Source organism: Delftia sp. PE138, from assembly GCF_018320755.1.
Classification (GTDB): domain Bacteria; phylum Pseudomonadota; class Gammaproteobacteria; order Burkholderiales; family Burkholderiaceae_C; genus Comamonas; species Comamonas tsuruhatensis.
The window spans coordinates 81,010-104,263 of the sequence record NZ_JABEPN010000005.1 but is presented as its reverse complement, the minus strand read 5'-3'; the positions used below and the strand labels follow the sequence as shown (position 1 = coordinate 104,263).

Below are 23,254 nucleotides of genomic sequence, written 5' to 3'. Positions count from 1 at the left end.
ACACTATGAGCAAACAAATCCGCAATATCGCGATCATCGCCCACGTGGACCACGGCAAAACCACCATGGTGGACCAGCTGCTGCGTCAATCCGGAACCTTCGCCGAGCACGAGAAAGTCGTGGACACGGTGATGGACAACAACGCCATCGAACGCGAGCGTGGCATCACCATCCTGGCCAAGAACTGCGCCGTGAGCTGGAACGACACGCACATCAACATCCTCGACACACCCGGCCACGCGGACTTCGGCGGTGAAGTGGAGCGTGCCCTGTCCATGGTCGACGGCGTGGTGCTGCTGATCGACGCGCAGGAAGGCCCCATGCCCCAGACGCGCTTCGTGACCAAGAAGGCGCTGGCCCTGGGCCTGAAGCCCATCCTCGTGGTCAACAAGGTGGACAAGCCCGGCGCGCGTCCCGACTACGTGGTCAACGCCGCGTTCGACCTGTTCGACAAGCTGGGTGCCACCGACGAGCAGCTGGACTTCCCCGTGGTGTACGCCTCGGGCATCAACGGCTGGACCTCGCTGGAAGAAGGCGCTCCGGGCGAGCAGTGGGGCCCCGACATGTCGGCCCTGTTCGACACCATCCTGAAGCACGTGCCTTCGGTCAAGGGCGATCCCGCCGCTCCGCTGCAAATGCAGATCTCGGCGCTGGACTACTCCACCTTCGTGGGCCGCATCGGCGTGGGCCGCATCACTTCCGGCACGCTCAAGCCTTCGACCGACGTGCTGGTCATGGAAGGTCCTGACGGCAAGAGCTACAAGGGCCGCATCAACCAGGTGCTGAAGTTCCAGGGCATCGACCGCGTGCAGGTGACCGAAGCCGGCCCCAGCGACATCGTGCTGGTCAACGGTATCGCCGACCTGGGCATGGGCGTCACGCTGACCGACCCGCTGAACCCCCGGCCGCTGCCGATGCTCAAGATCGACGAGCCCACGCTGACCATGAACTTCTGCGTCAACACCTCGCCGCTGGCGGGCCGTGAAGGCAAGTTCGTGACCAGCCGCCAGATCTGGGACCGCCTGCAAAAGGAACTGCGTTCCAACGTGGCCCTGCGTGTCAAGGAAACCGACGAAGATGGCATCTTCGAAGTGTCGGGCCGCGGCGAACTGCACCTGACCATCCTGCTGGAAGAAATGCGCCGTGAAGGCTACGAGCTGGCCGTGTCCAAGCCCCGCGTGGTCTACCGCGACGTGGACGGCGTGCGCCACGAGCCCATCGAGCTGGTGACGGCCGACATCGAGGAAGGCCACCAGGGTGGCGTGATGCAGGCCCTGGGCGAGCGCAAGGGCGAGCTGGTCAACATGGAACCCGATGGCCGCGGCCGCGTGCGCCTGGAATACCGCATTCCTGCGCGTGGCCTGATCGGCTTCACCAACGAATTCCTGAACCTGACCCGTGGTTCCGGCCTGATCTCCAACATCTTCGACAGCTACGAGCCGCACAAGGGCGAAATCGGCGGCCGCAAGAACGGTGTGCTGATCTCCATGGACGAAGGCGAAATCTTCACCTACGCCCTGGGCAAGCTGGACGACCGTGGCCGCATGTTCGTCAAGGCCAACGATCCCGTGTACGAAGGCATGATCATCGGCATCCACAGCCGTGACAACGACCTGGTGGTCAACGCCACGCGTACCAAGCAGCTGACCAACTTCCGCGTGTCCGGCAAGGAAGATGCCATCAAGATCACGCCCCCGATCGACCTGTCGCTGGAATACGCGGTGGAATTCATCGAGGACGACGAGCTGGTGGAAATCACCCCCAAGAGCATCCGCGTGCGCAAGCGCCACCTGTCTGAGAACGAGCGCAAGCGTGCTTCGCGCGCAGGCGCATAAGCGCCGTGGCGCCGAGGGCGCGCAAGCCAGCCGGCTTAGCCGCCCTGATTGTCAAAGGCCGCATCCGCGGCCTTTGTCTTTTCTGCGGCGGCTTCTGCCAGGCCGTCCGCCAGGCCGTCCGTCAGGCATTCAGCCGCAGCAGCAACTCGCGCAGGCGCTGGCCGGCCGCTGCGCTTTGCTGCGGATTGAGCGCCAGGGCCAGGCCGATGGAGGGCAGGTTCTCGGTATCTGCCAGCGCGCGGAACACCACCCCCGGCGTGCTGCCCTTGGCCACGACGGCCGGCACCAGGGCCACGCCCAGGCCCGCGCCCACCAGGCTGACCAGGGTCTGGGCCTGCACCGCATGCTGCTTGACCTGGGGCATGAAGCCCGCGTTCTGGCAGGCCAGCACCACAAGCGCATGCAGGCCGGGCACTTCGCTGGGGCGGTAATTGATGAATGGCTGGTCGGCCAGATCCCGCAGCCGCAAGGCGGGCCGCTGCAGCAGCGGGTTGCCTTCGGGCAGCACGGCCACCAGTTCGTCCTTTTCCACGGGCGTGATGGACAGCTCGGTGGCCTGCGTCACCGGGTAGCGCAGCAGGCCGGCATCGAAATCGCCGCTGGCCACCTGCGCGCAGATCTCGCGCGTGGTCGATTCGGTCAGCACCAGGTCGATCAGCGGATATTCGCTGCGAAAGGCCTGCACCAGCCGTGGAATCAGCGAGAACGTGGCCGAGCCTATGAAGCCTATGTGCAGCCGGCCGCGCTCGCCACTGGCCGTGGCCTGCGAGACCTCCTGCACCTGGCGCGCATGGTGCAGTGCCAGCTCGGCACTTTCCAGGGCCGCCCGGCCTGCCTCGGTCAGCTCCGTGCCCCGGCGGTCGCGCTGGAACAGCTGCACGCCCAGGCTGTCTTCGAGCCGGCGGATGGATTGGGACAGCGGCGGCTGCGACATGTGCAGCTGCTCGGCCGCCTGCCGGTAGTTGAGCGTGCGGGCCAGGGTGACGAAGTGACGCAGTTGGCGCAGGTCCATTGATATCCACCGTGTATCAGCGATGCTGAATTAAGTCTTAGACGCGACTTCAAAGATATCAAATACTGGCTCCCTGAAGCAACATGGAGACCACAGTGCAGGCTGCGTTGACAGGGATTCGGGTGCTGGATCTGTCCAGCGTGGTGTTCGGGCCGCTGGCCAGCCAGGTGCTGGCCGACTATGGTGCCGAAGTCATCAAGATCGAGCCGCCGGCCGGCGACTCCACGCGCCATACCGGCCCGGCCGTGGAGCCCGGCATGGCAGCCATGTTCATGGGCACCAACCGCAGCAAAAAGAGCGTGGTGCTGGACCTCAAGCAGGACGAGGCGCGCCAGGCCCTGCATGCGCTGCTGGCTACGGCCGATGTGTTCATGCACAGCATGCGCCCGCAGAAGCTGGCCCCGCTGGGCCTGGACCCCGACACGCTGCGCGAGCGCTATCCGCGCCTGGTCTACGCAGGCCTGCATGGCTTTGGCGAGGACGGCCCCTATGCGGGCATGCCCGCCTACGACGACGTCATCCAGGGCATGAGCGGCCTGGCCGACCTGATGGAACGCCAGACGGGCGAGGCGCGCTACCTGCCCACCATCGCGGCCGACAAGACCTGCGCCCTGGTGGCCGCGCATGCCGTGCTGGCGGCGCTGTTCCAGCGCGAGCGCAGCGGCCACGGCTGCTTTGTCGAAGTGCCCATGTACGAGACCATGGTGGGCTTCAACCTGGTCGAGCATTTCTACGGCATGCACTTCAGCCCCGCGCTCAGCGGCGCAGGCTACCCGCGCGTGATGGCGCCCTGGCGCAAGCCCTACCGAACGCTGGACGGCCACGTCTGCATGATGCCGTACACCGATGCGCACTGGCAGCGCTTCTTCGCCGCCGTGGGCCAGCCGCAGCTGGCCCTGGACGCGCGCTTTGCCAGCCAGGCCAGCCGCACGGCCCACATTGCCGAGCTGCTGGAGACCGCTGGCGAGCATGTGGCCCTGCACGGCACCCAGTACTGGCTGGACACCTGCCAGCGCCTGGAGATTCCCGCCGCCCCGGTGGCGCGCATGGATGAGCTTCCCGCCGATCCGCATCTGCAGGCCACGGAGTTCTTCGTGCCGCTGCACGACCCCGCCATGGGCACCGTGCACCTGCCTCGCTCCTCCGTGCGCATGGATGGCCGGCAGGCGCCCATGGGCATGCCGCCGCGCCTGGGCGAGCACACAGTGGCGCTGCTGGCCCAGGCGGGCTGGAGCGCCGAGCGCATTGCGGGCCTGAATACCCCGCAACAGGAGATTTGAAATGACTGCAGACATCACTCCCCCGCCCGCCGCCTCCGCACCCGCCTGGAACGCCGTGCCCCGCATGGGCCAGGGCTTTTTCTGGCAGGACCTGCAGGTTGGCCAGCAGCTGCGCACCTTCCGCCGCACCGTGACCGAGTCCGACCTGGTCGCCTTCATCAATGCCACGGGCATGCTGGAGGCCATCTTCATCGAGGAGGGCTACGACGGCGGCGCCATTGCCGGCCGCCCCGTGCCGGGCGCCATGACCTATGCGCTGATCGAAGGCTTCATCCTGCAAAGCATGATCCAGGGCACGGGCCTGGCCATGCTGGAGCTGCACCAGAAGATCCTCGGCCCCGTGCTGGTGGGCGACACCATCGAGGCCCTGGTCGAAGTCACCGCCATCAAGCCCACCTCCAAGGGCAACCGCGCCGTCGTCACCTCGCGCATCGAGGTCTTCAACCAGGGCCACCAGAAGGTGATGGAATACACGGCCGTGCGCCTGCTGGCCGGACGCAGCTAGACGGACAAAAGAATTCCCATAACGACACCAGGAGACAACAGCATGGACAAGAAAGGCAACAAGGCCGCAGGCAGACAAGCGCGGCGCAGGGTGCTGGCCACCGTGGCGGCCTGCATGGCAGCCGCAGCGGCAGTGCCGGGAGCGGCCCTGGCCCAGCAGCCCTGGCCCAGCAAGCCCATCACGCTGGTCGTGCCTTTCCCGCCGGGCGGGCCCACCGACCTGGTGGCGCGCGTGCTGGCCCAGCAGGTGGGGCAGCAACTGGGCCAGACCGTGATCGTGGACAACCGGCCCGGCGCCAACGGCAACATCGGCAACGCCCTGGTGGCCAAGGCCGCGCCCGATGGCTACACCGTGCTCTACAACACTTCGTCGATTGCGCTGAGCCCGTCGCTCTACAAGAAGATGAGCTACGACGTGAACAAGGACCTGATGCCCGTGGCGCTGACGGCCGTGGTGCCGCTGGGCCTGGTGGTCAACCCCAAGCTGCCGGTGAAGAACGTGCAGGAGTTCGTGCGCCATGCCAGGGACAAGGCGGGCCAGCTGTCCTATGGTTCGGCCGGCAACGGCAACGTCACGCACCTGGCGGCCTTCCAGGTCGTGCAGCACTACCAGATCGAGGCCAGCCACGTGCCCTACAAGGGCAGCGCGCCGGCCGACGTGGATCTGGTGGCCGGGCAGATCGACTTCATGACCGACACCATCAACTCCGTCGCACCCTTCATCAAGGAGGGACGGCTCAAGCTGCTGGCCGTGAGTTCCTCCAAGCGCCTGCCCAACTTCCCCGATGCACCCACGCTGGCCGAAAGCGGCATGTCCGGCTTCGAGGCCGGGGCCTGGCAGGGCGTGATGGTGCCCGCGAAGACGCCAGCCGCCATCATCCAGCGGCTCAACCAGGAGCTGATGCGCGCGCTCAAGGACCCGGGCGTGGTCGAGAAGCTGCAGCTGCAGGGCGCCGAAGGACTGGGCTCCTCGCCCGAGGAATACGGCGCCTACATCCGCAGCGAGATCAAGCGCTGGGCCGGCGTGGTCAAGAGCACGGGCGTCTCTCTGGACTGAGTGCGCTGCGGTGCGCGGCGGCTGCCCGCCCTGTCGTGCACTTGCGCAAATTGGCACCTGTTTGTCAGGGGTGGGCGCGGATTTTCAGCTATGGTTGCGGCTCATCGCCCCGGGCTGCCGGGGCAGGGCATGCATAGCAACAAGGAGCAAGATATGACGGGAGCTGCCGGCGAAGTCCTCAGCGAAGTGCGGGGCCGCATTGGCATGATCACCTTGAACCGGGCCAAGGCGCTGAACGCGCTGTCGCTGGGCATGGTGCGCGATCTGCTGGCCACCCTGCTGGCCTGGCAAAAGGACGATCAGGTGCTGGCCGTGGCCATCCGCGGCATGGGCAAGGAAGGGGCCTTCGGCGCCTTCTGCGCGGGCGGCGACATCCGTTTTCTGCACGGCGCAGGCAGCACGGGCAATCCCCAGCTGGAGGACTTCTTCACCGAGGAGTACGCGCTCAACCACCTGATCCACACCTTCGGCAAGCCCTACATCGCCTTCATGGACGGCATCGTCATGGGCGGCGGCATGGGCATCAGCCAGGGCGGCACGCTGCGCATCGTCACCGAGCGTACCAAGATGGCCATGCCCGAGACGGCCATCGGCCTGTTCCCCGATGTGGGTGGCGGCTACTTCCTATCGCGCTGCCCCGGTCACGCGGGTGAGTGGCTGGCGCTGACGGGCGACGTGATCGGCGCGGCCGACGCGCTGGACTTCGGCCTGGCCGATGGCTATCTGCCCTCGGACCAGCAGCCTGCGCTGTGGGATGCCCTGGCCGCCGGCAGCTTTGCCGATGCAGCGGCCGTCGAGGCGCTGGTGAAGTCGAAGTTCACGGCCCCGGCCAAGCCAGCGGCCCAGCCCCGCGCCGAGATCGACCGCGTGTTTGCCCTGCCCACGGTGGCTGCCATGGTGCAGGCACTGGAAGCGGCGGATGGCGAGTGGGCGCAGCACACGGCAGCCACGCTGCGCAAGCGCTCGCCGCTGATGCTGCACGTGGTGCTGGAGCAGATTCGCCGCGCGCGCGGCATGACGCTGGCCCAGGACCTGCGCATGGAGCGCGACATGGTGCGCCACTGCTTTTACCTGCGCCCCGGCCAGAGCGAGACCATCGAAGGCATTCGCGCCCTGGCCGTGGACAAGGACCACCAACCGCGCTGGAACCCCGCGCGCATCGAAGACGTGCAGGACGCGCAATGGCGTGCCTTCTTCGACAGCCCCTGGCCAGTGCACTCGCACCCGCTGGCGGCGCTGGACTGATCGCGCGGCGGTTGCTCAAACCTCCAAGGGTTCAAAAGGCTATCCGGCACCGCGCCGGATGGCCTTTTTTTCGGTTTAGCAATCAGCGGGCTCCATGCGGCAGGAATGGCCTGCCAGCAGCCGTACCGCGTCGTCAATGCGCGGGCCCGGATCCCATTCGGGCACGGGCGGCGTCAGGCCCAGGGCCATCTGCCGCAGCGGCTCGGCAATGGCCATGGACAGCAACAGGTCGCAGATGACATCGGGCTGCTCTGCCCTGAGCAACCCCTTCGCGCACTGGCGCCGCAGCCAGTCCACCAGCATGCCGCGGCCGCGCTCTATGCCGTTGCGCTGGTAGACCTCCAGCAACTCGGGCTTGGCGGGGAAATCGGTGGTGAGCAGGCGGAACATCCCCACCGCCTCGGCCGACAGCACGCGCGCGGCAATCACGCGCAGGATCTCGGCCAGCGCCGGAGCCACCTCTGAGGCCGACTGCGCATCGGCCGACAGGGCGGGGCGGAAACCGTCGGTCCAGCTGCGCACCACCAGGGCCACCAGATCCTCGCGGTTGGCGGCAAAGCGGTAGAGCGTCTTCTTGGCCAGCCCCGCGCGCTTGGCCACGGCTTCCATGGTGGTGGCGGCATAGCCTTCGTTGAGCAAGAGCCAGGTGGCGGCGGCCAGGGCGGCATCGTTGGCCTCGTGCTCGGGCCGGGCCGGCCGCCCGCGCGGCCTGGGGGCCGCAGGAGTGATTTCGGATTCCATTGGATTTCTTGTCGTTCCGTTCGGTGTTGCGCAGGGTCGTGCCTGGTTGTGCAGCATTTTGTTACCCGGCTGGGATTATCCGATTGTTTGGAAACGTTGTTCGTTTCTTTAATATAAGATGGCTTTTCCTCATCAACCCAGGAACGGAAAACACCCATGAACTCCCATGCCTTCGAGCCCGACATTTCCCGCATCGACGAGCTGCTGCACATCACGCCGCTGCGGCTGGAGACGGGAATCCAGCGCCTGCCCAGCGGCTGTCTGGTGGTGGCCTGCCGCACCGACCTGCACGGCTGCAGCGGCCGCATGCTGGACTGGTGGTTCAAGTTCTTCGAGACCACGCAGCACATCAAGTGGTGGCATCCGCATGACCACATCGCACATCGCGGCTGGGATGCGCAATGGAAGAAGGGCGAGAGCTACATAGGCGCCTCCATCGAGGCCGTGGAGTCCCTGGCCGATATTCCGCCCGTGGCGGCCAGGCTCAAGTTCCATGATCCGCGCGAGCTGTTCGACCCTGCGCAACTGGAGCTGGCCTTTGCCGAAAAACGCGCCTCGGCCGCCGTGTATGCGCGTATCGGCTTCGGCGAGCATGTGCAGCTGGATGCCAGCGGGGACCCGATGGACGGGCAGATGGTGCACCTGGCGCGCGATACGCCCTTTGGCTGCGTGCTGCGCAGCCGCTTCCTGCTGGGGCAGTCCTGCACGGACCCGGCGGCCGAGCTGCCCGACGCTCTGGGCCTGGGCCTGCTGCGCCACTGCTACACGGAGTTCACCTACCTGTCGCGCTTTCTGCCCTCGCTGTACTACGGCGAACATGGCAACGGCGAGGCGGCGCCGCTGCCCTGGTAACTGCGGCCCCAGGGCTTCAAAGCTGCTGGTGCACGGCCGTGGCCAGCTGCAGCAGCCGGTTGCGTGGCAGGGCGCCGCTGAGGGCATAGCCAAAGCCCTGGTCCACCCAGTAGAAGCTGGGCACGGGGCCGTCGCTGCTGAAGCGAAAGGCGGTCTCGCCACGCGTGGCCGGGTCCTCCAGCGCGCCCAGATACAGGGTGATGCGCTCGCCGGCCGCATCCTGGTACATGAACTGGGCGCGTGCGCCGCTGTCGCCGGGCAGCAGCCGGCCGCCCACCAGCTCATAGCCCAGTTCCGTGAGGGCTGGCAGCTTCAGCGGCCGGCCCAGCCGCTTGGAAAGCCATTGCAGCAAATGGGCCTGTTGCGCTGCCTCGACCTCGACCGGGTGGCGCTGCTCGGGCTGGTAGACCGCGTGGGCGACTGCTGCCTGATGGGCGAAGCGGGCAGGTGCGGCAGCGGCCAGCGTGTCCGCCGTTGAGGGTGCCGCAGGCGCTGCCTGCTGCCCGTGCACCAGCCAGCCCAGGCCGAAGGCCAGCAGCCAGCCTGCGGCCATGCCGCCCCAGCGCCACCATTGCTGCTGGCGCTGTTGCAGGCCCTGCAGCTGCTCGGCGGCGGCGCGCATTTCATCGGGCATGGGCGGTTCGCTGCGGGCGCCGTGCAGGGCGCGCAGCAGCTGCCGCTGGCGCTGCCATTGCTCCACGCGTGCTGCGCTGTCTGCATCCAGCTGCTCGCGCAGCGCCTGTGCCTGTGGGGCCGGCAGGCGGTCATCGACCAGGGCATGCAGCTGCTCGTCGGGGATGGCCGTGGCAGCCGAGACACAGGAGGAGGGGGAGGTGGGGGCGGGGGCAGTCATGGCGGCCTCGTCATTTGAGCCGGCGCAGCGACGGGGCTGCGGCTTGGGGTGCAGCAGTCTGGGCGGGCGAAGCTGCGGGCGGTGCCTCCATCAGCTCGCGCAACCGGGAGCGTGCGCGCGACAGGCGCGACATCACGGTGCCCAGGGGCAGCTGCAGCACGCGCGCCGTGTCGGCATAGCTCATGTCCTCCACGCTGACCAGCAGCAGCACGGCCCGCTGCTCGGCGGGCAGGCGCTGCAGGCAGCGCTCCAGGTCCAGGGCAGCGTCGCTGCTGTCCTCGGGCGCTGCCAGGGACTCGGACAGGCTGTCGATGTCCAGCCACTGCCCTCGTGCGGCAGAGCGCCGCTGGTTCAGGTAGAGGTTGTGCATCAGGGTGAACAGCCAGGCGCGCAGATCGCCATCGGAGCGCCACAGCAGCCATTTGCGGCAGGCGCGTTCCAGCGTGTCCTGCACCAGGTCGTCGGCTGCCCAGGCATCGCCTGCCAGCAGCCGCGCGTAGCGGCGCAGGCCGGGCAGGTGCTCCAGGATCTGGCTGCGGTCCATGGGCAGGTCTGATCGCGCAGGGGGCCGGACTCAGGGGCGTGCGGTATGCCAGACGCCCATGACGCCGTCGCCCGTGGTATCGCCGGCCTTGCCGTCCTTCACCCAGTAGTACAGGGGCTTGCCCTTGTAGGCGATCTGGCTGCTGCCATCGTCGCGCTGGATCACGCTGTAGTTGCCGCCAGAGGGCGCCTGCTTGCCCATCAGGGGCGGCCAGTTGGTCGCGCAGGGGCCATTGCAGACGGACTTGCCACTGCCGGCCGTGTCCTTGTCGAAGGTATAGAGCGTCATGCCGTTGGCGCCGACCAGGATGCCGTTTTGCACGCTGACCGCACTGGGCGGCGTCTGGCCAGAGGCGTTGGCCGCAGGCGCGGAATAGCAGCCTGCCAGGGCCAATGTCAGGGCTGCCGTGAAGGCACAGGTACCAAGTTTCATGCCGAGCTTCTTCATCGCTGTCTCCGGTGCTTGCCGGCGCGCGAAATTGCGGCCGGACACTGCAATGAACACTGGGCCGTGCCGGTTTATTCCGCAGCAGTGCAAAAAAAGCTGCGGATGCCCGTCAACGGTTGAAGCTCTTCATGGCGCGCTCGACCTCGCGCTTGCCTTCGCGGTCCTTGATCACGTCGCGCTTGTCGTGCTCGGCCTTGCCCTTGGCCAGGGCAATGTCGCATTTGACATAGCCGTTCTTCCAGTGAAGGTTGATGGGCACCAGGGTGAAGCCCTTTTGCTCCACCTTGCCGATCAGGCGCAGGATGTCGTCCTTCTTGAGCAGCAGTTTCTTGATGCGCGCCGCGTCGGGGTTGACGTGGGTGGAGGCGGTCTTGAGCGGGTTGATCTGGCAGCCGAGCAGGAACAGCTCGCCGTCCTTGACGATGACGTAGCCGTCCGTCAACTGCACCTTGCCGCTGCGCAGTGCCTTCACTTCCCAGCCGTGCAGCACGATGCCGGCCTCGAAGCGTTCCTCGAAGAAGTAGTTGAATGCGGCTTTTTTGTTGTCGGCGATGCGCGACTGTGTTTCAGGTTTCTTGGCCATGGAGTAATAGATGCGGCGAAAACCTGGAGATGAAAGGTCTCCCTACAATACTGGATTGCCGTCTTCCCGCCGTGCGGGATTTTAGTTTCGCCTTGCCGTCATTGTGACAGCCGGCTGTGCCATGGCGGCGCTGCCGGTGTTTTGCATGCCGTGCAGCCCGCCCCATTCATGAAAAAAGTCAATAAGTCCGTCCTGATCTGGTACAGCCCCCAAGAAATGTTTGCCCTGGTGACGGACGTGGCCCACTATGCCGACTTCCTTCCCTGGTGCGATCAGGCCAGGGTGCTGGAGCAGGACGAGCAGGGCATGACGGCCGAGGTGGGCATTGCATTCGGCGGCATGCGCAAGTCCTTCGTCACGCGCAACACGCACAGCGTGCTCGACGATGGCGGGCGCCAGGTCAGCATCCGCCTGATCAAGGGGCCGTTCTCGCGGCTGGAGGGCCACTGGATGTTCCGCCCCGTGGGCGACGGATCGCAGCGCGCCTGCCGTGTCGAACTGCAACTGGACTACGGTTTCGACAACATGGCCCTGGCCGCCGTGGTCGGCCCGGTGTTCGACCGCATTGCAGGCTCCATGGTCGATGCCTTCATCAAGCGTGCCGAGCAGGTCTATGGCTGAGGCCCAGCCCGCTGTGCGCATCACGCTGGCCTGCAGTGCGCGCGCCGGCGAAGTCGTCGAGCTGTTTCTGCAATTGCCGGCCGGTGCCACGATTGCCGATGCGGTGGCGGCGGCGGGCGGCTGGCAGGCGCTGGGCTTTGCGCAGGCCGGGCCGGCAGGCCTGTGGGGCCGCGGCGCGCCTTTGACGCAAGCCCTGCGCGACGGTGACCGAGTGGAGCTTTACCGGCCCTTGACCGTGGACCCCAAGGTGGCGCGCCGCGAGCGTTTCGCACGCCAGGGCGCTCGGGCCACGGGGCTGTTCCAGCGCCAGAGGCCTGGAGCCAAGGCCGGCTACTGAGCCGGCCCGGATTCGGCGATCAGCGCATTGCGCCGCAATCGGAGGCGATGATGGCGTCGGCGCGCTTGAGTTCCGCATCGCGCGTGGCGTCGTCCATGAAGCCGCGCTCGCCCTGCTCATTCGTGTAGCCCAGCAGGCGGCCCGAAGACAGCGCGGTCTTGGACTGCTTGGCGCGTGCGCAGTTGTCCTGGCGCTGCTTGGCAATCCGTTCCTTTTCCGCCTTGGCCTTGGCGGCCTCCTGGGCTTCGGCCTTGCGCTTTTGCTCTTCCAGTGCCTTGTCGGTGCCTGCGGGCTTGGTGTCCTTGGCGGCTGCGGCAGGTGCTGCCGGTGCCGCGGCGTCCGCCGCAGGCGCCGTGCCTGCATCCGCAGCTGCCGCAGCGGCGGAGGGCGCGGCGGCAGGCGGCGGTGTGCTGCCGCCAGGCTGGCGCAGGATGTTCTTGGCGGGAATGTCAGGAGGCGGTGCGCGGTCGCTGAAGACCTTGCGGCCTGTGGCGTCGACCCATTGCCACTGGGCGGCTGCGGGCAGCGAACAGGCGGCAAGCGTGACTAGCAAAACAAGCTTGATGGCGTGCATGGTGAGTTGGGGATCGGGCCGAATGGCCTACAGCATACATTGTGATCCGGCGCACGGGTACAATCCTTCTTTTGGAGCTCTCACATGCGCCTTCTCGGTAAAGCCCTGACCTTCGACGACGTCCTTCTGGTCCCCGCTTTCTCCCAGGTCCTGCCCAAGGACACTTCGCTCAAGACGCGCTTTTCGCGCAACATCTCCCTGAACATTCCCCTTGTGTCCGCCGCCATGGACACCGTGACCGAGGCGCGTCTGGCCATTGCCATCGCGCAAGAGGGCGGTATCGGCGTCATCCACAAGAACATGACGGCCGAGCAGCAGGCCGCCGAAGTGTCCAAGGTCAAGCGCCACGAATCCGGCGTGGTGCACGACCCCGTGGTCATCACCCCCGAGCACACCGTGCTGCAGGTGCTGCAGCTGTCCGAGAACCTCGGCATCTCGGGCTTTCCCGTCTGCGACGGCGGCAAGGTGGTGGGCATCGTCACCAGCCGCGACCTGCGCTTCGAGACCCGCTACGACGTCAAGGTCAGCCAGATCATGACGCCGCGCGAGCGCCTGATCACCGTCAACGAGAAGGACGGCACCACGCCCGTGGAAGCCAAGGCCCTGCTCAACAAGCACAAGCTCGAACGCATCCTGGTCGTGAACGACGCCTTTGAACTCAAGGGCCTGATCACCGTCAAGGACATCACCAAGCAGACCACCTTCCCCAACGCAGCGCGTGACAGCGCAGGCCGCCTGCGCGTGGCCGCCGCCGTGGGCGTGGGCGAGGGTACCGAGCAGCGCGTGGAGCTGCTGGTCAAGGCCGGCGTCGATGCACTGGTGGTGGACACGGCCCACGGCCACAGCAAGGGCGTGATCGACCGCGTGCGCTGGGTCAAGCAGAACTACCCGCAGGTGGACGTCATCGGCGGCAACATCGCCACCGGCGCCGCTGCGCTGGCACTGGCCGAGGCAGGCGCCGACGCCGTCAAGGTCGGCATCGGCCCCGGCTCCATCTGCACCACGCGCATCGTCGCCGGTGTGGGCGTGCCCCAGATCATGGCCATCGACAGCGTGGCCCAGGCCCTGCAAGGCACGGGCGTGCCGCTGATCGCCGACGGCGGCATCCGCTTCTCGGGCGATATCGCCAAGGCCCTGGCCGCTGGCGCCTCGACCATCATGATGGGCGGCATGTTCGCCGGCACCGAAGAGGCTCCGGGCGAAGTCATCCTGTACCAGGGCCGTTCGTACAAGAGCTATCGCGGCATGGGCTCCATCGGCGCCATGCAGCAGGGCTCGGCCGACCGCTACTTCCAGGAATCGAGCACCGGCAATCCCAACGCCGACAAGCTCGTGCCCGAAGGCATCGAAGGCCGCGTGCCCTACAAGGGCTCCATGGTCTCCATCGTCTACCAGATGGCCGGCGGCGTGCGCGCTGCCATGGGCTACTGCGGCTGCGCCACCATCGAAGAGATGAACAACACGGCCGAGTTCGTGGAGATCACCGCCGCAGGCATCCGTGAATCGCACGTGCATGACGTGCAGATCACCAAGGAAGCGCCCAACTACCGCGCCGACTGATCCAGGTCCAGCGCCTTGGCGCGGGATGGAAAAGAGGTCCGGGCAGCCGCTGCCCGGGCCTCTTTTTTTCGTGCGCTCACGAAGCTCAGATGGCGAAGCTCAGATGGCGAAGCTCAGATGACGACGCTCAGATGGCGAAGTTGTCCAGCACCGCGCCCGAGCTGGCGCTCGATGCGTTGAACGCGAACTTGGCCTGCACGCCCCGCGTGTAGCGGGGCGCGGGGGCCTTCCATGCCGCACGGCGCTGGGCGAGCACGTCTTCGGGCACGTTCAGCTGCAGCTGCAATGCGTGCGCGTCGATGGTGATCGAGTCGCCCTCGTGCACCAGCGCGATGGTGCCGCCCACGGCCGCTTCCGGCGCCACGTGGCCGACCACCATGCCCCAGGTGCCGCCGGAGAAGCGGCCATCGGTGATCAGGCCCACGCTCTCGCCCAGGCCGGCGCCGATCAGGGCGCCCGTGGGGGCCAGCATTTCCGGCATGCCGGGGCCGCCCTTGGGGCCCAGGTAGCGCAGCACCATCACGTCGCCGGCCTGTATCCTGCCGTCGAGGATGGCCGCCAGTGCCGATTGCTCATCGTCGAACACGCGTGCCGGGCCGGTGATGACCGGGTTTTTCAGGCCCGTGATCTTGGCCACCGCACCTTCCGGACTCAGGTTGCCCTTGAGGATGGCCAGGTGGCCCTGCGGGTAGAGCGCATCCGAGAGGGGGCGGATGACCTGCGGGTTGGGCGGTTCGTCAGGCACGCCGGCCAGTGTCTGGGCGATGGTCTGGCCCGAGATGGTGATGCAGTCGCCGTGCAGCAGGCCCGCATTCAGCAGGATCTTCATCACCTGCGGGATGCCGCCCGCCTGGTGCAGGTCCACCGCCAGGTATCTGCCGCTGGGCTTGAGATCGCACAGCACCGGCACCCGCTGGCGGATGCGCTCGAAGTCGTCGATGGACCAAGGCACGCCGGCCGCATGGGCGATCGCGAGAAAGTGCAGCACGGCATTGGTGGAGCCTCCGGTCGCCATGATCACCGAGACCGCGTTCTCGATGGACTTGCGCGTCACGATATCGCGCGGCTTGAGGTCCATCTTGATGGCCTCGATCAGCACCCTGGCGGATTCCTTGGCCGAGTTCTCCTTTTCATCATGGGGATTGGCCATGGTGGAGGAGTAGGGCAGGCTCATGCCCAGCGCCTCGAACGCGCTCGACATGGTGTTGGCGGTGTACATGCCGCCGCACGAGCCCGTGCCGGGAATGGCGTGCTGCTCGATGTCCTTGAGCTCCTGGTCGCTGATCTTTCCCGCGGCGTTCTCGCCGACGGCCTCGAACACGCTGACGATGTTCAGGTCCCGGCCTTTCCACCTGCCGGGCAGGATGGTGCCGCCGTAGACATAGATGGCCGGCACATTGGCGCGCAGCATGCCCATCATGCCGCCCGGCATGTTCTTGTCGCAGCCGCCGACCACCAGCACGCCGTCCATCCACTGGCCGCCCACGCAGGTCTCTATGCAATCGGCGATCACCTCGCGGCTGACCAGCGAGTACTTCATGCCTTCCGTGCCCATGGACATGCCGTCCGAGATGGTCGGCGTGCCGAACACCTGCGCGTTGCCGCCGGCCTCCTCGATGCCTGCGATGGCCGCGTCCGCCAGCCTTTGCAGGCCGGAGTTGCACGGCGTGATCGTGCTGTGGCCGTTGGCCACGCCGACCATGGGCTTCTTGAAATCCTCTTCCTTGTAGCCCATGCCGTAGAACATGGAGCGGTTGGCTGCGCGCGCCTTGCCTTCGGTGATGTGGGCGCTTCGGCGGTTGATCTGGTTCGGCGGGGTCATGGCATGTCTCTCGTTGTGGGGGTTGGATGAGTATGGGCCGACTGATTCATCTGATCCAATCCTATTCATCGGCATGATTGATATGCTGCACATATGAATGAGCCCCCCATTGATCTGCGCGTCTGGCGGCAATTCCTGGCCGTGGCGGACGAGCTGCACTTCGGCCGCGCCGCATCGCGCCTGCACATGACGCAGCCGCCGCTCACCCAGGCCATCGCCCAGCTGGAGCGCAGCCTGGACGTGGCGCTGTTCGAGCGTTCGAGCCGCCACGTCGCGCTGACGCCGGCCGGCGAGGCGCTTGTGCCGCAGGTGCGTGAGCTTCTGGCGCGGGCGGCGGCGCTGCCCGGGATTGCGCGGGCTGCGGCAGCGGGAGAAGTGGGACGCGTGCGGCTGGCCTTTGTCTCCACCATCGGCTTCACCCGGCTGCCGCTGTGGGTGCGGGACTTCGTGGCAGGCACGCCAGGTGTGGCGCTGGAGCTGGTCGAGGCCACCAGCGATGTGCAGATGGAAGCCTTTGAGCGCGGGCAGATCGATGCCGGACTGATGTTGCATGCCCCCGGGCATGCGCCGGCCGGCCTGGAGCGCCTGGCCGTGGGACGGGAAGCCATGGTGCTGGCCCTGCCGCAGCAGCATGCGCTTGCCGGTGCGGACCGGCTGATGCTCGACGAAGTGCTGGAGCAGCCGCTGGTGATCTTTCCGCGCCGCATCATGCCCTCGCTCCATGACGCGGTGACGGATCTGTACCGACGGCACGGACATGTGCCGCGCATCGCGCAGCAGGCGATACAGATGCAGACCATCGTGAACCTGGTCTGGGGCGGTATCGGCCTGGCCTGGGTGCCCGCCAGCGTGATGCAGTTCTGCAGGCCCGGAGTGGTCTACCGCGAGGCGGTTTTCGCCAGCGCCCGTGCAGGCAGCAAGGCCGTTGCCCTGCCGGTCTGCGAGACCAGCCTGGCCTGGCCTGCCGGAGCCATGTCGCCCGCGCTGGCGCGGTTTGTCGGCTTCGTGCGCGAACAGCGCTGACTGGCGTTCACCGACAGCCCCCCGAGGCAAGGCCCGTGAATATACGCATGGTTCTGGTCTGAATTTTTGGAAATTCTGGCCAGAATGATAGAATTCGGGCCAGGCCGGACACCAGGCCTGCTTTTGTTTTCAGCCCCGCCATGCAATCTGTCGGTATCTACGAAGCCAAGACCCGTTTCTCCGCCCTGATCGAACTTGTCGAGCAGGGCGAGGAAGTGCGCATCACCCGCCACGGCAAGGAAGTGGTGCGCATGCTGCCGGTGCGCCGCCGCCCCGTGATCACCGACGAGCAGATCGCCCGCGAGCTGGAGCAGATGCAGGCGCTGCAGGCCACGGTGCGGCCAGCCCAGCCGGCCCAGTCGGCACAGGCGCCGGACTCCACCACCCGACTGCGCCACGCAGGCCGGAGCCAGGCATGACCTCCTTCGTGCTCGATGCCTCCGTCACCGCCGCCTGGCTGCTGCCCGATGCCGCCAGCGTGCACACCCAGCGCCTGTACACCCGAATCCGACGCCACGAAGTGGACCCGCAGGCGCCCAACCTCTGGCAGTGGGAGTGCGGCAACCTGATCGCCTCGGGCGTGCACGGCGGCCGCATTCCGCACAGCTCGGTCGAAGGCCTGTGGGGCGTGCTCGAGGCCATCCGCCACCGCGTGGAACTGCACGAGCTGGCGCCCGCCCAGCACAAGGCCGTGCTCGACGTGGCGCTGGACACCCGCCTGCCGGTCTATGACGCGGCCTACCTGTGGCTGGCGCAGTCGCTGCGCCTGCCGCTGGCCACCTTTGACGCGGCCCAGGCCGCCGCCGCCCGCAAGCGCGGCCTGGCGCTGCTGGCCCCTGAAGATTTCTGATCCCCTCCCATCACCTTTGCCTGAGATGACCATGCAACACGACAAGATCCTCATTCTTGACTTCGGCTCCCAAGTCACCCAGCTGATCGCCCGCCGCGTGCGCGAAGCCCATGTCTACTGCGAAGTCCACCCCTGCGACGTCAGCAGCGACTGGGTGCGCGAATTCGCCGCCGACAGCCGCCTCAAGGGCGTGATCCTGTCGGGCAGCCACGCCAGCGTCTACGAAGTGGACGACCGCGCCCCCGACGCCGTGTTCGAGCTGGGCATTCCCGTGCTGGGCATCTGCTACGGCATGCAGACCATGGCCACCCAGCTGGGCGGCAAGGTCGAAGGCTCGCACACCCGCGAATTCGGCTACGCCGAAGTGCGCGCCCATGGCCACACCGAACTGCTCAAGGGCATCGAGGACTTCGCCACGGCCGAAGGCCACGGCATGCTCAAGGTCTGGATGAGCCACGGCGACAAGGTCACCGAGCTGCCCCCGGGCTTCAAGGTCATGGCCTCCACGCCGTCCTGCCCCATCGCCGGCATGGCCGACGAGGCGCGCCGCTTCTACGCCGTCCAGTTCCACCCCGAAGTCACGCACACCGTGCAGGGCGCGGCCCTGCTCAACCGCTTCGTGCGCGAGATCTGCGCGGCGAATGCCGACTGGATCATGGGCGACTACATCGAGGAAGCCGTCGCCAAAATTCGCGAGCAGGTGGGTGATGAGGAAGTCATCCTCGGCCTGTCGGGCGGCGTGGATTCGTCCGTGGCTGCAGCCCTGATCCACCGCGCCATCGGCGACCAGCTGACCTGCGTCTTCGTGGACCACGGCCTGCTGCGCCTCAATGAAGGCGACATGGTCATGGAAATGTTCGAAGGCAAGCTGCACGCCAAGGTCATCCGCGTGGACGCCAGCGACCTGTTCCTGGGCAAGCTGGCCGGCGTCAGCGAACCCGAGGCCAAACGCAAGATCATCGGCGGCCTGTTCGTGGACGTGTTCAAGGCCGAGGCCGCCAAGCTCAAGGCCGGCGATGCAGGCCACAAGGGCGCCACCTTCCTGGCCCAGGGCACCATCTACCCCGACGTCATCGAGTCGGGCGGTGCCAAGAGCAAGAAGGCCGTCACCATCAAGAGCCACCACAACGTCGGCGGCCTGCCCGAACAACTGGGCCTGAAGCTGCTCGAGCCCCTGCGCGACCTGTTCAAGGACGAAGTGCGCGAACTCGGCGTGGCCCTGGGCCTGCCGCGTGAAATGGTCTACCGCCACCCCTTCCCGGGCCCGGGCCTGGGCGTTCGCATCCTGGGTGAAGTCAAGAAGGAATACGCCGACCTGCTGCGCCGCGCCGACGCCATCTTCATCGAGGAACTGCGCAACTGGACCGACGAAGCCACCGGCAAGAACTGGTACGACCTCACCAGCCAGGCCTTCACCGTCTTCCTGCCCGTCAAGAGCGTGGGCGTCATGGGCGACGGCCGCACCTACGACTACGTCGTGGCCCTGCGCGCCGTGCAGACCAGCGACTTCATGACCGCCGACTGGGCCGAGCTGCCCTACGGCCTGCTCAAGAAGGTGTCTGGCCGGATCATCAATGAAGTGCGCGGCATCAACCGCGTGACTTACGACGTTTCGACCAAGCCGCCGGCGACGATTGAGTGGGAATGATTGCGCAATAGGAAACGGCCGGGGTCGTCCGGCCGTATTTCCGAATCAAGCCCGCGGCACTGCGGGCTTTTTTCTGCCCGCCCGCCGTTGTTCAGTGGGATGCTGGAATAGCCGAATGCTCGCGCAGGTATGCCCTCAGCTTCGCGTCCGTGGCATACACATAGCACCCCTTCATGCCACGGGTCATCAAGGTGCGATAAGTGTTCTTGATGATGCTTTCCGCCAGCCGTGCGGCCTCGGCAGGCTGCTCCTTCGTCATCTTCACGAATCCCTTCATGGTCTTGTCATGTCTGTCCCTGGCTCGGGGCACTGCCACCAGCGTGTCGCCCATGATGGTCAGGTCTGGCCCGATGATGACTCCCACATAGTCCACTTCCAGCCCCTGGCAGGTGTGTATGCAGCCGACCTGTGCCACAGAGTTCGGTGCCACGATCCAGAGGCTGCCGTCCTGGTCCAGATTCCATTGGCGCTCGTAGTCTCCGATGACTACGTCCATAAGCTTGGGATTCTTCTTGCTGTTCCATGGCCAGCAGTAACCAGCCACAACGCGTGCCCGGTTGTTGGCGTTCTTCGTCTCGATGGCCTTGTGCAGATCCGAGGGGTCGTCAAACACCTGAAAGTCAAACGGAATATCTGCAAGGCTAGGGTTGGCGGTAGTTCGGATCTGCAACGTATGGTCTACCCAGGCCAGATAGCCGTCGGAGCCGGCGCACCGAAATTGGGAAGTCAGCGAATATTCCTCTACCTCAGCATTCCGCCCGGCTGCAAACTTGCGGATGATCTCCTTGGAACCTACATCCTTGAGAGTCACGCGCTGGTCTTCGTCGATGAAAAAGATGCTGCACTTGGCAGCTTCTATCAGCTCCTTGACCTGATGGGTGCCCAGATTCCCATAGAAGCCGCTTTTTTCGGTTAGGCGATGTGCTTCGTCCACGACCAAGACATCAAAGGCATCCTGCACGGTTTCCGTGAAGGAGCCTGATCCGCCGAAAAGATTGACCAGATGTGCGTTGTCGCGCGTCTGTATCAGCTTGTCGCTATAGACAGCGCGTGGGGCAGCGTTCTTGGAAATGTATTTGACGGTCAAGCCTTCGCGCAGAGCCGCAAGCAGGTTGACGGCGATCACCGACTTGCCGGTTCCAGGACCGCCCTCAATGATCAAGACGCGAGGCCTGCCGCTGGCGCTGGCCTGGCGGCATGCCGCCTTCGCAGCCTCGAACACTTCCTTCTGGTCGTCGATTAGCGCGAACTCGCTGTTGCCCTTCAGCAGCTTGCCGACCACATCCGCCAGCGCTTTGGATGGCCGCATCCTTCCTCGTTCAAGATCGAACAGCACCTGGCGGCCTCGGCCATGCCGGATGTGCTGTTTGATGAACTCGCGGAGTTTCTTGCGGTCTTCATCGCCTTTCAGGAACAAAGGTGCCCGCTCGATATAGGGCTGGTACTGGGGGGAGTCGATGATGCCATCGGCGGCATAGTTGTGCAGGTAGGCGCAAGGCTTCAGCTGCAGCCCGCCGTCATAGATGGCCTCGTTGAACCCCTCCAGAAATGCCGTGTACGACCACGCCTGGTAGCTGGGGTGAATGCGCGCCTGGTCAGGGCGCATTCCACCGCGCAAAAGCACGATGGCATCGCGGTCGGTGGCGCCGACCGATGACCATTGCTTGAGTTCGACCACCACCAGCCGTCGAGAGCCGTCGTCGGCATGTCCGGCAAGAATGACATCGATGCGTTTTGACGATTGCGGCAGGATGAATTCGACAGCGACCCCGATGTCGGGTGCGATTTCCGGGTCACGCAGAAGGCGGGCAATGTAGCCCAGCGACTCGCGCCATGATCGGATCTCCGCCTTGGCTACCTTGCGGTGAGTCGCTGCCTGGTACTTCGCGTAGATGACGTCTTCAATATCGCGTTCGTCGTAGTCGAGCAGGAATTGTGTCTTCTCGGCCTGATAAACGATCATGGCTCGGGCAACTGGTCGTATTTGGTGCTGACGCCGCGCGACGCCTCGACAGGGTATTTGGCGGCGTTGGAAGCCAGCTTGCTGGCGATGGCTGCGTTGAGGTCCACGTCCAGCACATCCGCCAAGCGGATGAGGTACAGGGCGACATCGGCCAGTTCGTCGCGTACCGCCGAGGCGGTTTTAGGATTCGAGGCGGCCGAATGAGAGTCGGCCTCGGTCATCCATTGGAATATTTCGGTCAACTCACCCACCTCGCCCGAGAGAGCCATGACCAGATTCTTGGGTGAATGGAATTGCTGCCACTCCCGCTCTTGCGCAAACTGCCTCAGCGCGTGTACCGCGCCCGTCACGTCAATCAGACTTTTGTCCACATCCAGACCCTTTCGGAACGGATTGTTACCTATTCTGCAGTTCCTAGGACTCAGAGACCTGAAGTATCGCTGCGCCTAGGAAGATTCTGAGCCCGGGCGAGGCTTGGATGTAAGAACTAGCCGCCTGATTCCCAGGCCAGGTGCAAGCACTTGCGCGCAGACAGACGAAGTCCAGTGTTCCCCATGAAAGACATGGCTGCTACCAGACCAAGCATGCGTTTGTAACGTAAAGTACTATTTCTTTGCAATTTGCTGTGTGCTGCTGCGGACCTAGCCCGTGGGTATTGATTCCGCATGAAGATACTTCTCCCAAACGCTGATGGCTGTTGAAATCTCTCGCCTTCAAAGTCCTGCGGCCGTTCAGGCGGCGTTGGACGAGTTTTCACGTCTTGGTCGGACGGCATTCCTGAAGCGATACGGATTTGGAAAATCGCGCGATTTCTTGGTTCGCAATGCAAGAACCGGGCAGCTATGCGACTCCAAGGCCATCGTCGGAGCTGCGTTCGGCCATCAGTTCCCGCAGGAGGGACCGCTCAAGCCGACTGATTTCTCCGGTGGAGAGGCCACCGTCGTTCCTCGATTGCAGCATCTGGGCTTCGATGTCGTGCGCATTGGTGAAGACTGGACCTTCGATGAGGTGCAGGCCACGGTCGCGTCATATTTCGAGATGCTTTTGCTGGAGGCCGAGCAGCAGCGCTACACCAAGACCGAATTCAATGCGCAGTTGCGCCAGCGGCTGCGTGAGCGCAGCAAGGGATCGGTGGAGCTGAAGTTCCAGAACATCAGCGCCGTCCTGCATGACCTGGAGCTGCCCTTCATCCGCGGCTACAAGCCCCGGAGCAACGCTCAGCTTCTGTTGCGTCAGGCGGTGCAGCAGTTCGTCCTGAATCAGCCGGGCCTGGTTTCCCGTGTGGTGGATGCGATGGAGGAGGTCAAGACGTCTGCTGAGCAGAGCTTTCATGCCTGCCTGGTTGAACCGCCTGCGCTGGAGACAGTGGCGCAGTTAGCGAAAGACGGCGCCAAGGTCAGATTTCCACGCAAGACGAACTGGGCCCAGCGGGATGAAGCCAACCGGCATCTTGGCCGTGCCGGAGAGCAGTGGGTCATCGGATTCGAGCAGCGGCGACTTGTCCATGCCGGGTATCCGGAGCTTTTCCAGCAACTGGACTGGGTGTCTGACCGGCTCGGCGACGGGAGCGGCTACGACATCCTCTCGCATGAGCGGCCCGGCGAGCATCGCTTCATCGAGGTCAAGACCACCAATGGCGGGCATGCCTCGTCCTTCATCATCAGCCGCAACGAACTGGATTTCGCAGCAGAGGCCGGGGATGCCTTCCATCTCTACCGGGTTTTTCAGTTCCGGGAGGAACCAAGGCTCTACATCCTGAACGGGCCGCTGGCGGACCAGCTGCACCTGGAGCCCATCGATTTTCGGGCGTCGTTCCGGCGCCTGGTGGGGTAACGCGCAGGTCGGCCGGGCCAGAGCTCCCCGCAGCTTTGATCACAGGCACATGAAAGAGGGCTGAAGAGGG

At 65.5% G+C, this 23,254-nt stretch carries 24 protein-coding genes; 14 read left to right on the top strand and 10 right to left on the bottom strand.

The features are described 5' to 3' along the window. Positions 1 to 5 precede the first annotated feature (5 nt). A complete protein-coding gene (gene typA / locus HFGMBDPB_RS17935; RefSeq protein WP_026062109.1) occupies positions 6 to 1,835 on the top strand; it encodes a translational GTPase TypA in 1,830 nt (609 codons plus the stop codon). 121 nt (positions 1,836 to 1,956) lie between these two features. Here typA and HFGMBDPB_RS17930 read toward each other — a convergent pair whose 3' ends face one another. Next, complete coding sequence (locus HFGMBDPB_RS17930) at positions 1,957 to 2,847, bottom strand: LysR family transcriptional regulator (RefSeq protein ID WP_016452380.1); 891 nt, start codon at positions 2,845 to 2,847, stop codon at positions 1,957 to 1,959. A gap of 83 nt (positions 2,848 to 2,930) precedes the next feature. On the opposite strand from HFGMBDPB_RS17930, the gene HFGMBDPB_RS17925 reads away from it, so the two are divergent. The 4 genes from HFGMBDPB_RS17925 to HFGMBDPB_RS17910 all read left to right on the top strand — a co-directional run bounded on the left by HFGMBDPB_RS17925 (position 2,931) and on the right by HFGMBDPB_RS17910 (position 6,933). Continuing rightward, on the top strand, positions 2,931 to 4,127 hold the full coding sequence (locus HFGMBDPB_RS17925) for a CaiB/BaiF CoA transferase family protein (protein WP_212645942.1): 1,197 nt from the start codon (positions 2,931 to 2,933) through the stop codon (positions 4,125 to 4,127). 1 nt (position 4,128) lies between these two features. Further along, entirely contained in the window at positions 4,129 to 4,632 is a 504-nt protein-coding gene (locus HFGMBDPB_RS17920; RefSeq protein ID WP_212645941.1) for a MaoC family dehydratase, read from the top strand. 42 nt (positions 4,633 to 4,674) lie between these two features. Next, on the top strand, positions 4,675 to 5,688 hold the full coding sequence (locus HFGMBDPB_RS17915; protein ID WP_212645940.1) for a Bug family tripartite tricarboxylate transporter substrate binding protein: 1,014 nt from the start codon (positions 4,675 to 4,677) through the stop codon (positions 5,686 to 5,688). A gap of 153 nt (positions 5,689 to 5,841) precedes the next feature. Next, positions 5,842 to 6,933, top strand: a complete 1,092-nt coding sequence (locus HFGMBDPB_RS17910) for an enoyl-CoA hydratase/isomerase family protein (RefSeq protein WP_016448876.1) — start codon at positions 5,842 to 5,844, stop codon at positions 6,931 to 6,933. 75 nt (positions 6,934 to 7,008) lie between these two features. Here HFGMBDPB_RS17910 and HFGMBDPB_RS17905 read toward each other — a convergent pair whose 3' ends face one another. Next, positions 7,009 to 7,674, bottom strand: coding sequence for a TetR/AcrR family transcriptional regulator (locus HFGMBDPB_RS17905; protein WP_016448875.1), 666 nt, complete (start codon positions 7,672 to 7,674; stop codon positions 7,009 to 7,011). Positions 7,675 to 7,830: 156 nt separating this feature from the next. Here HFGMBDPB_RS17905 and HFGMBDPB_RS17900 point away from each other — a divergent pair, with 156 nt between their 5' ends. Continuing rightward, a complete protein-coding gene (locus HFGMBDPB_RS17900) occupies positions 7,831 to 8,526 on the top strand; it encodes a DAPG hydrolase family protein (protein ID WP_016448874.1) in 696 nt (231 codons plus the stop codon). 16 nt (positions 8,527 to 8,542) lie between these two features. Here HFGMBDPB_RS17900 and HFGMBDPB_RS17895 read toward each other — a convergent pair whose 3' ends face one another. The 4 genes from HFGMBDPB_RS17895 to smpB all read right to left on the bottom strand — a co-directional run bounded on the left by HFGMBDPB_RS17895 (position 8,543) and on the right by smpB (position 10,953). Further along, positions 8,543 to 9,379 carry an anti-sigma factor family protein gene (locus HFGMBDPB_RS17895; protein WP_016448873.1) on the bottom strand — a complete coding sequence of 279 codons (837 nt, stop codon included), beginning with the start codon at positions 9,377 to 9,379 and terminating at the stop codon, positions 8,543 to 8,545. 10 nt (positions 9,380 to 9,389) lie between these two features. Then, on the bottom strand, positions 9,390 to 9,923 hold the full coding sequence (locus tag HFGMBDPB_RS17890) for an RNA polymerase sigma factor (RefSeq protein ID WP_016448872.1): 534 nt from the start codon (positions 9,921 to 9,923) through the stop codon (positions 9,390 to 9,392). 30 nt (positions 9,924 to 9,953) lie between these two features. Then, positions 9,954 to 10,370: a COG4315 family predicted lipoprotein gene (locus tag HFGMBDPB_RS17885; protein WP_016448871.1), complete on the bottom strand. Its 417-nt coding sequence runs from the start codon at positions 10,368 to 10,370 to the stop codon at positions 9,954 to 9,956. 109 nt (positions 10,371 to 10,479) lie between these two features. Continuing rightward, the gene (smpB, locus tag HFGMBDPB_RS17880; RefSeq protein ID WP_016448870.1) at positions 10,480 to 10,953 is read right to left on the bottom strand and encodes an SsrA-binding protein SmpB; all 474 of its coding nucleotides are present in this window, start codon (positions 10,951 to 10,953) and stop codon (positions 10,480 to 10,482) included. Between the two features lie 168 nt (positions 10,954 to 11,121). Here smpB and HFGMBDPB_RS17875 point away from each other — a divergent pair, with 168 nt between their 5' ends. Further along, positions 11,122 to 11,574 carry a type II toxin-antitoxin system RatA family toxin gene (locus HFGMBDPB_RS17875; protein ID WP_016452375.1) on the top strand — a complete coding sequence of 151 codons (453 nt, stop codon included), beginning with the start codon at positions 11,122 to 11,124 and terminating at the stop codon, positions 11,572 to 11,574. Beyond that, positions 11,567 to 11,911, top strand: a complete 345-nt coding sequence (locus HFGMBDPB_RS17870) for an RnfH family protein (RefSeq protein WP_212645939.1) — start codon at positions 11,567 to 11,569, stop codon at positions 11,909 to 11,911. The genes HFGMBDPB_RS17875 and HFGMBDPB_RS17870 overlap by 8 nt, the downstream gene beginning before the upstream one ends. Positions 11,912 to 11,930: 19 nt before the next feature. Here the strand turns inward: HFGMBDPB_RS17870 and HFGMBDPB_RS17865 are convergent, their stop codons facing one another. Next, the gene (locus tag HFGMBDPB_RS17865; protein ID WP_034364364.1) at positions 11,931 to 12,485 is read right to left on the bottom strand and encodes a DUF4124 domain-containing protein; all 555 of its coding nucleotides are present in this window, start codon (positions 12,483 to 12,485) and stop codon (positions 11,931 to 11,933) included. Between the two features lie 84 nt (positions 12,486 to 12,569). On the opposite strand from HFGMBDPB_RS17865, the gene guaB reads away from it, so the two are divergent. Next, positions 12,570 to 14,045: an IMP dehydrogenase gene (gene guaB, locus HFGMBDPB_RS17860; RefSeq protein WP_013803023.1), complete on the top strand. Its 1,476-nt coding sequence runs from the start codon at positions 12,570 to 12,572 to the stop codon at positions 14,043 to 14,045. 127 nt (positions 14,046 to 14,172) lie between these two features. Here the strand turns inward: guaB and ilvD are convergent, their stop codons facing one another. Then, on the bottom strand, positions 14,173 to 15,867 hold the full coding sequence (ilvD, locus tag HFGMBDPB_RS17855; RefSeq protein ID WP_071955098.1) for a dihydroxy-acid dehydratase: 1,695 nt from the start codon (positions 15,865 to 15,867) through the stop codon (positions 14,173 to 14,175). A gap of 93 nt (positions 15,868 to 15,960) precedes the next feature. Between ilvD and HFGMBDPB_RS17850 the strand changes: the two genes are divergently transcribed. The 4 genes from HFGMBDPB_RS17850 to guaA all read left to right on the top strand — a co-directional run bounded on the left by HFGMBDPB_RS17850 (position 15,961) and on the right by guaA (position 19,388). Beyond that, complete coding sequence (locus tag HFGMBDPB_RS17850; protein ID WP_047217240.1) at positions 15,961 to 16,890, top strand: LysR family transcriptional regulator; 930 nt, start codon at positions 15,961 to 15,963, stop codon at positions 16,888 to 16,890. A gap of 140 nt (positions 16,891 to 17,030) precedes the next feature. Continuing rightward, positions 17,031 to 17,309, top strand: coding sequence for a type II toxin-antitoxin system Phd/YefM family antitoxin (locus HFGMBDPB_RS17845; protein ID WP_012204855.1), 279 nt, complete (start codon positions 17,031 to 17,033; stop codon positions 17,307 to 17,309). Next, complete coding sequence (locus HFGMBDPB_RS17840; protein ID WP_012204856.1) at positions 17,306 to 17,740, top strand: type II toxin-antitoxin system VapC family toxin; 435 nt, start codon at positions 17,306 to 17,308, stop codon at positions 17,738 to 17,740. Before HFGMBDPB_RS17845 ends, HFGMBDPB_RS17840 begins: the two co-directional genes overlap by 4 nt. A 31-nt stretch (positions 17,741 to 17,771) precedes the next feature. Then, positions 17,772 to 19,388 carry a glutamine-hydrolyzing GMP synthase gene (guaA, locus tag HFGMBDPB_RS17835; RefSeq protein WP_212645938.1) on the top strand — a complete coding sequence of 539 codons (1,617 nt, stop codon included), beginning with the start codon at positions 17,772 to 17,774 and terminating at the stop codon, positions 19,386 to 19,388. A gap of 91 nt (positions 19,389 to 19,479) precedes the next feature. On the opposite strand, the gene HFGMBDPB_RS17830 is transcribed toward guaA, so the two are convergent. Together HFGMBDPB_RS17830 and HFGMBDPB_RS17825 are read right to left on the bottom strand one after the other, a co-directional pair. Next, positions 19,480 to 21,351 (bottom strand): DUF2075 domain-containing protein, encoded by a 1,872-nt coding sequence (locus tag HFGMBDPB_RS17830; protein WP_061287779.1) that lies wholly within the window; start codon positions 21,349 to 21,351, stop codon positions 19,480 to 19,482. After that, a complete protein-coding gene (locus HFGMBDPB_RS17825; protein WP_016448215.1) occupies positions 21,348 to 21,722 on the bottom strand; it encodes a nucleotide pyrophosphohydrolase in 375 nt (124 codons plus the stop codon). Before HFGMBDPB_RS17825 ends, HFGMBDPB_RS17830 begins: the two co-directional genes overlap by 4 nt. A gap of 319 nt (positions 21,723 to 22,041) precedes the next feature. On the opposite strand from HFGMBDPB_RS17825, the gene HFGMBDPB_RS17820 reads away from it, so the two are divergent. Further along, positions 22,042 to 23,184, top strand: a complete 1,143-nt coding sequence (locus HFGMBDPB_RS17820; protein ID WP_016448214.1) for a protein NO VEIN domain-containing protein — start codon at positions 22,042 to 22,044, stop codon at positions 23,182 to 23,184. Positions 23,185 to 23,254 lie beyond the last annotated feature (70 nt).

Excerpts from the sequence above, each read along its gene's own strand:
- HFGMBDPB_RS17870 (WP_212645939.1), top strand. The coding sequence starts at position 11,567 with ATGGCTGAGGCCCAGCCCGCTGTGCGCATCACGCTGGCCTGCAGTGCG.
- HFGMBDPB_RS17845 (WP_012204855.1), top strand. The coding sequence starts at position 17,031 with ATGCAATCTGTCGGTATCTACGAAGCCAAGACCCGTTTCTCCGCCCTG.
- HFGMBDPB_RS17905 (WP_016448875.1), bottom strand. The coding sequence starts at position 7,674 with ATGGAATCCGAAATCACTCCTGCGGCCCCCAGGCCGCGCGGGCGGCCG.
- smpB (WP_016448870.1), bottom strand. The coding sequence starts at position 10,953 with ATGGCCAAGAAACCTGAAACACAGTCGCGCATCGCCGACAACAAAAAA.
- HFGMBDPB_RS17830 (WP_061287779.1), bottom strand. The coding sequence starts at position 21,351 with ATGATCGTTTATCAGGCCGAGAAGACACAATTCCTGCTCGACTACGAC.
- HFGMBDPB_RS17900 (WP_016448874.1), top strand. The coding sequence starts at position 7,831 with ATGAACTCCCATGCCTTCGAGCCCGACATTTCCCGCATCGACGAGCTG.
- HFGMBDPB_RS17925 (WP_212645942.1), top strand. The coding sequence starts at position 2,931 with ATGGAGACCACAGTGCAGGCTGCGTTGACAGGGATTCGGGTGCTGGAT.
- guaB (WP_013803023.1), top strand. The coding sequence starts at position 12,570 with ATGCGCCTTCTCGGTAAAGCCCTGACCTTCGACGACGTCCTTCTGGTC.
- HFGMBDPB_RS17885 (WP_016448871.1), bottom strand. The coding sequence starts at position 10,370 with ATGAAGAAGCTCGGCATGAAACTTGGTACCTGTGCCTTCACGGCAGCC.
- HFGMBDPB_RS17850 (WP_047217240.1), top strand. The coding sequence starts at position 15,961 with ATGAATGAGCCCCCCATTGATCTGCGCGTCTGGCGGCAATTCCTGGCC.
- HFGMBDPB_RS17890 (WP_016448872.1), bottom strand. The coding sequence starts at position 9,923 with ATGGACCGCAGCCAGATCCTGGAGCACCTGCCCGGCCTGCGCCGCTAC.
- HFGMBDPB_RS17875 (WP_016452375.1), top strand. The coding sequence starts at position 11,122 with ATGAAAAAAGTCAATAAGTCCGTCCTGATCTGGTACAGCCCCCAAGAA.
- HFGMBDPB_RS17930 (WP_016452380.1), bottom strand. The coding sequence starts at position 2,847 with ATGGACCTGCGCCAACTGCGTCACTTCGTCACCCTGGCCCGCACGCTC.
- HFGMBDPB_RS17865 (WP_034364364.1), bottom strand. The coding sequence starts at position 12,485 with ATGCACGCCATCAAGCTTGTTTTGCTAGTCACGCTTGCCGCCTGTTCG.
- HFGMBDPB_RS17915 (WP_212645940.1), top strand. The coding sequence starts at position 4,675 with ATGGACAAGAAAGGCAACAAGGCCGCAGGCAGACAAGCGCGGCGCAGG.
- HFGMBDPB_RS17820 (WP_016448214.1), top strand. The coding sequence starts at position 22,042 with ATGGCTGTTGAAATCTCTCGCCTTCAAAGTCCTGCGGCCGTTCAGGCG.
- typA (WP_026062109.1), top strand. The coding sequence starts at position 6 with ATGAGCAAACAAATCCGCAATATCGCGATCATCGCCCACGTGGACCAC.
- HFGMBDPB_RS17920 (WP_212645941.1), top strand. The coding sequence starts at position 4,129 with ATGACTGCAGACATCACTCCCCCGCCCGCCGCCTCCGCACCCGCCTGG.
- ilvD (WP_071955098.1), bottom strand. The coding sequence starts at position 15,867 with ATGACCCCGCCGAACCAGATCAACCGCCGAAGCGCCCACATCACCGAA.
- guaA (WP_212645938.1), top strand. The coding sequence starts at position 17,772 with ATGCAACACGACAAGATCCTCATTCTTGACTTCGGCTCCCAAGTCACC.
- HFGMBDPB_RS17895 (WP_016448873.1), bottom strand. The coding sequence starts at position 9,379 with ATGACTGCCCCCGCCCCCACCTCCCCCTCCTCCTGTGTCTCGGCTGCC.
- HFGMBDPB_RS17840 (WP_012204856.1), top strand. The coding sequence starts at position 17,306 with ATGACCTCCTTCGTGCTCGATGCCTCCGTCACCGCCGCCTGGCTGCTG.
- HFGMBDPB_RS17910 (WP_016448876.1), top strand. The coding sequence starts at position 5,842 with ATGACGGGAGCTGCCGGCGAAGTCCTCAGCGAAGTGCGGGGCCGCATT.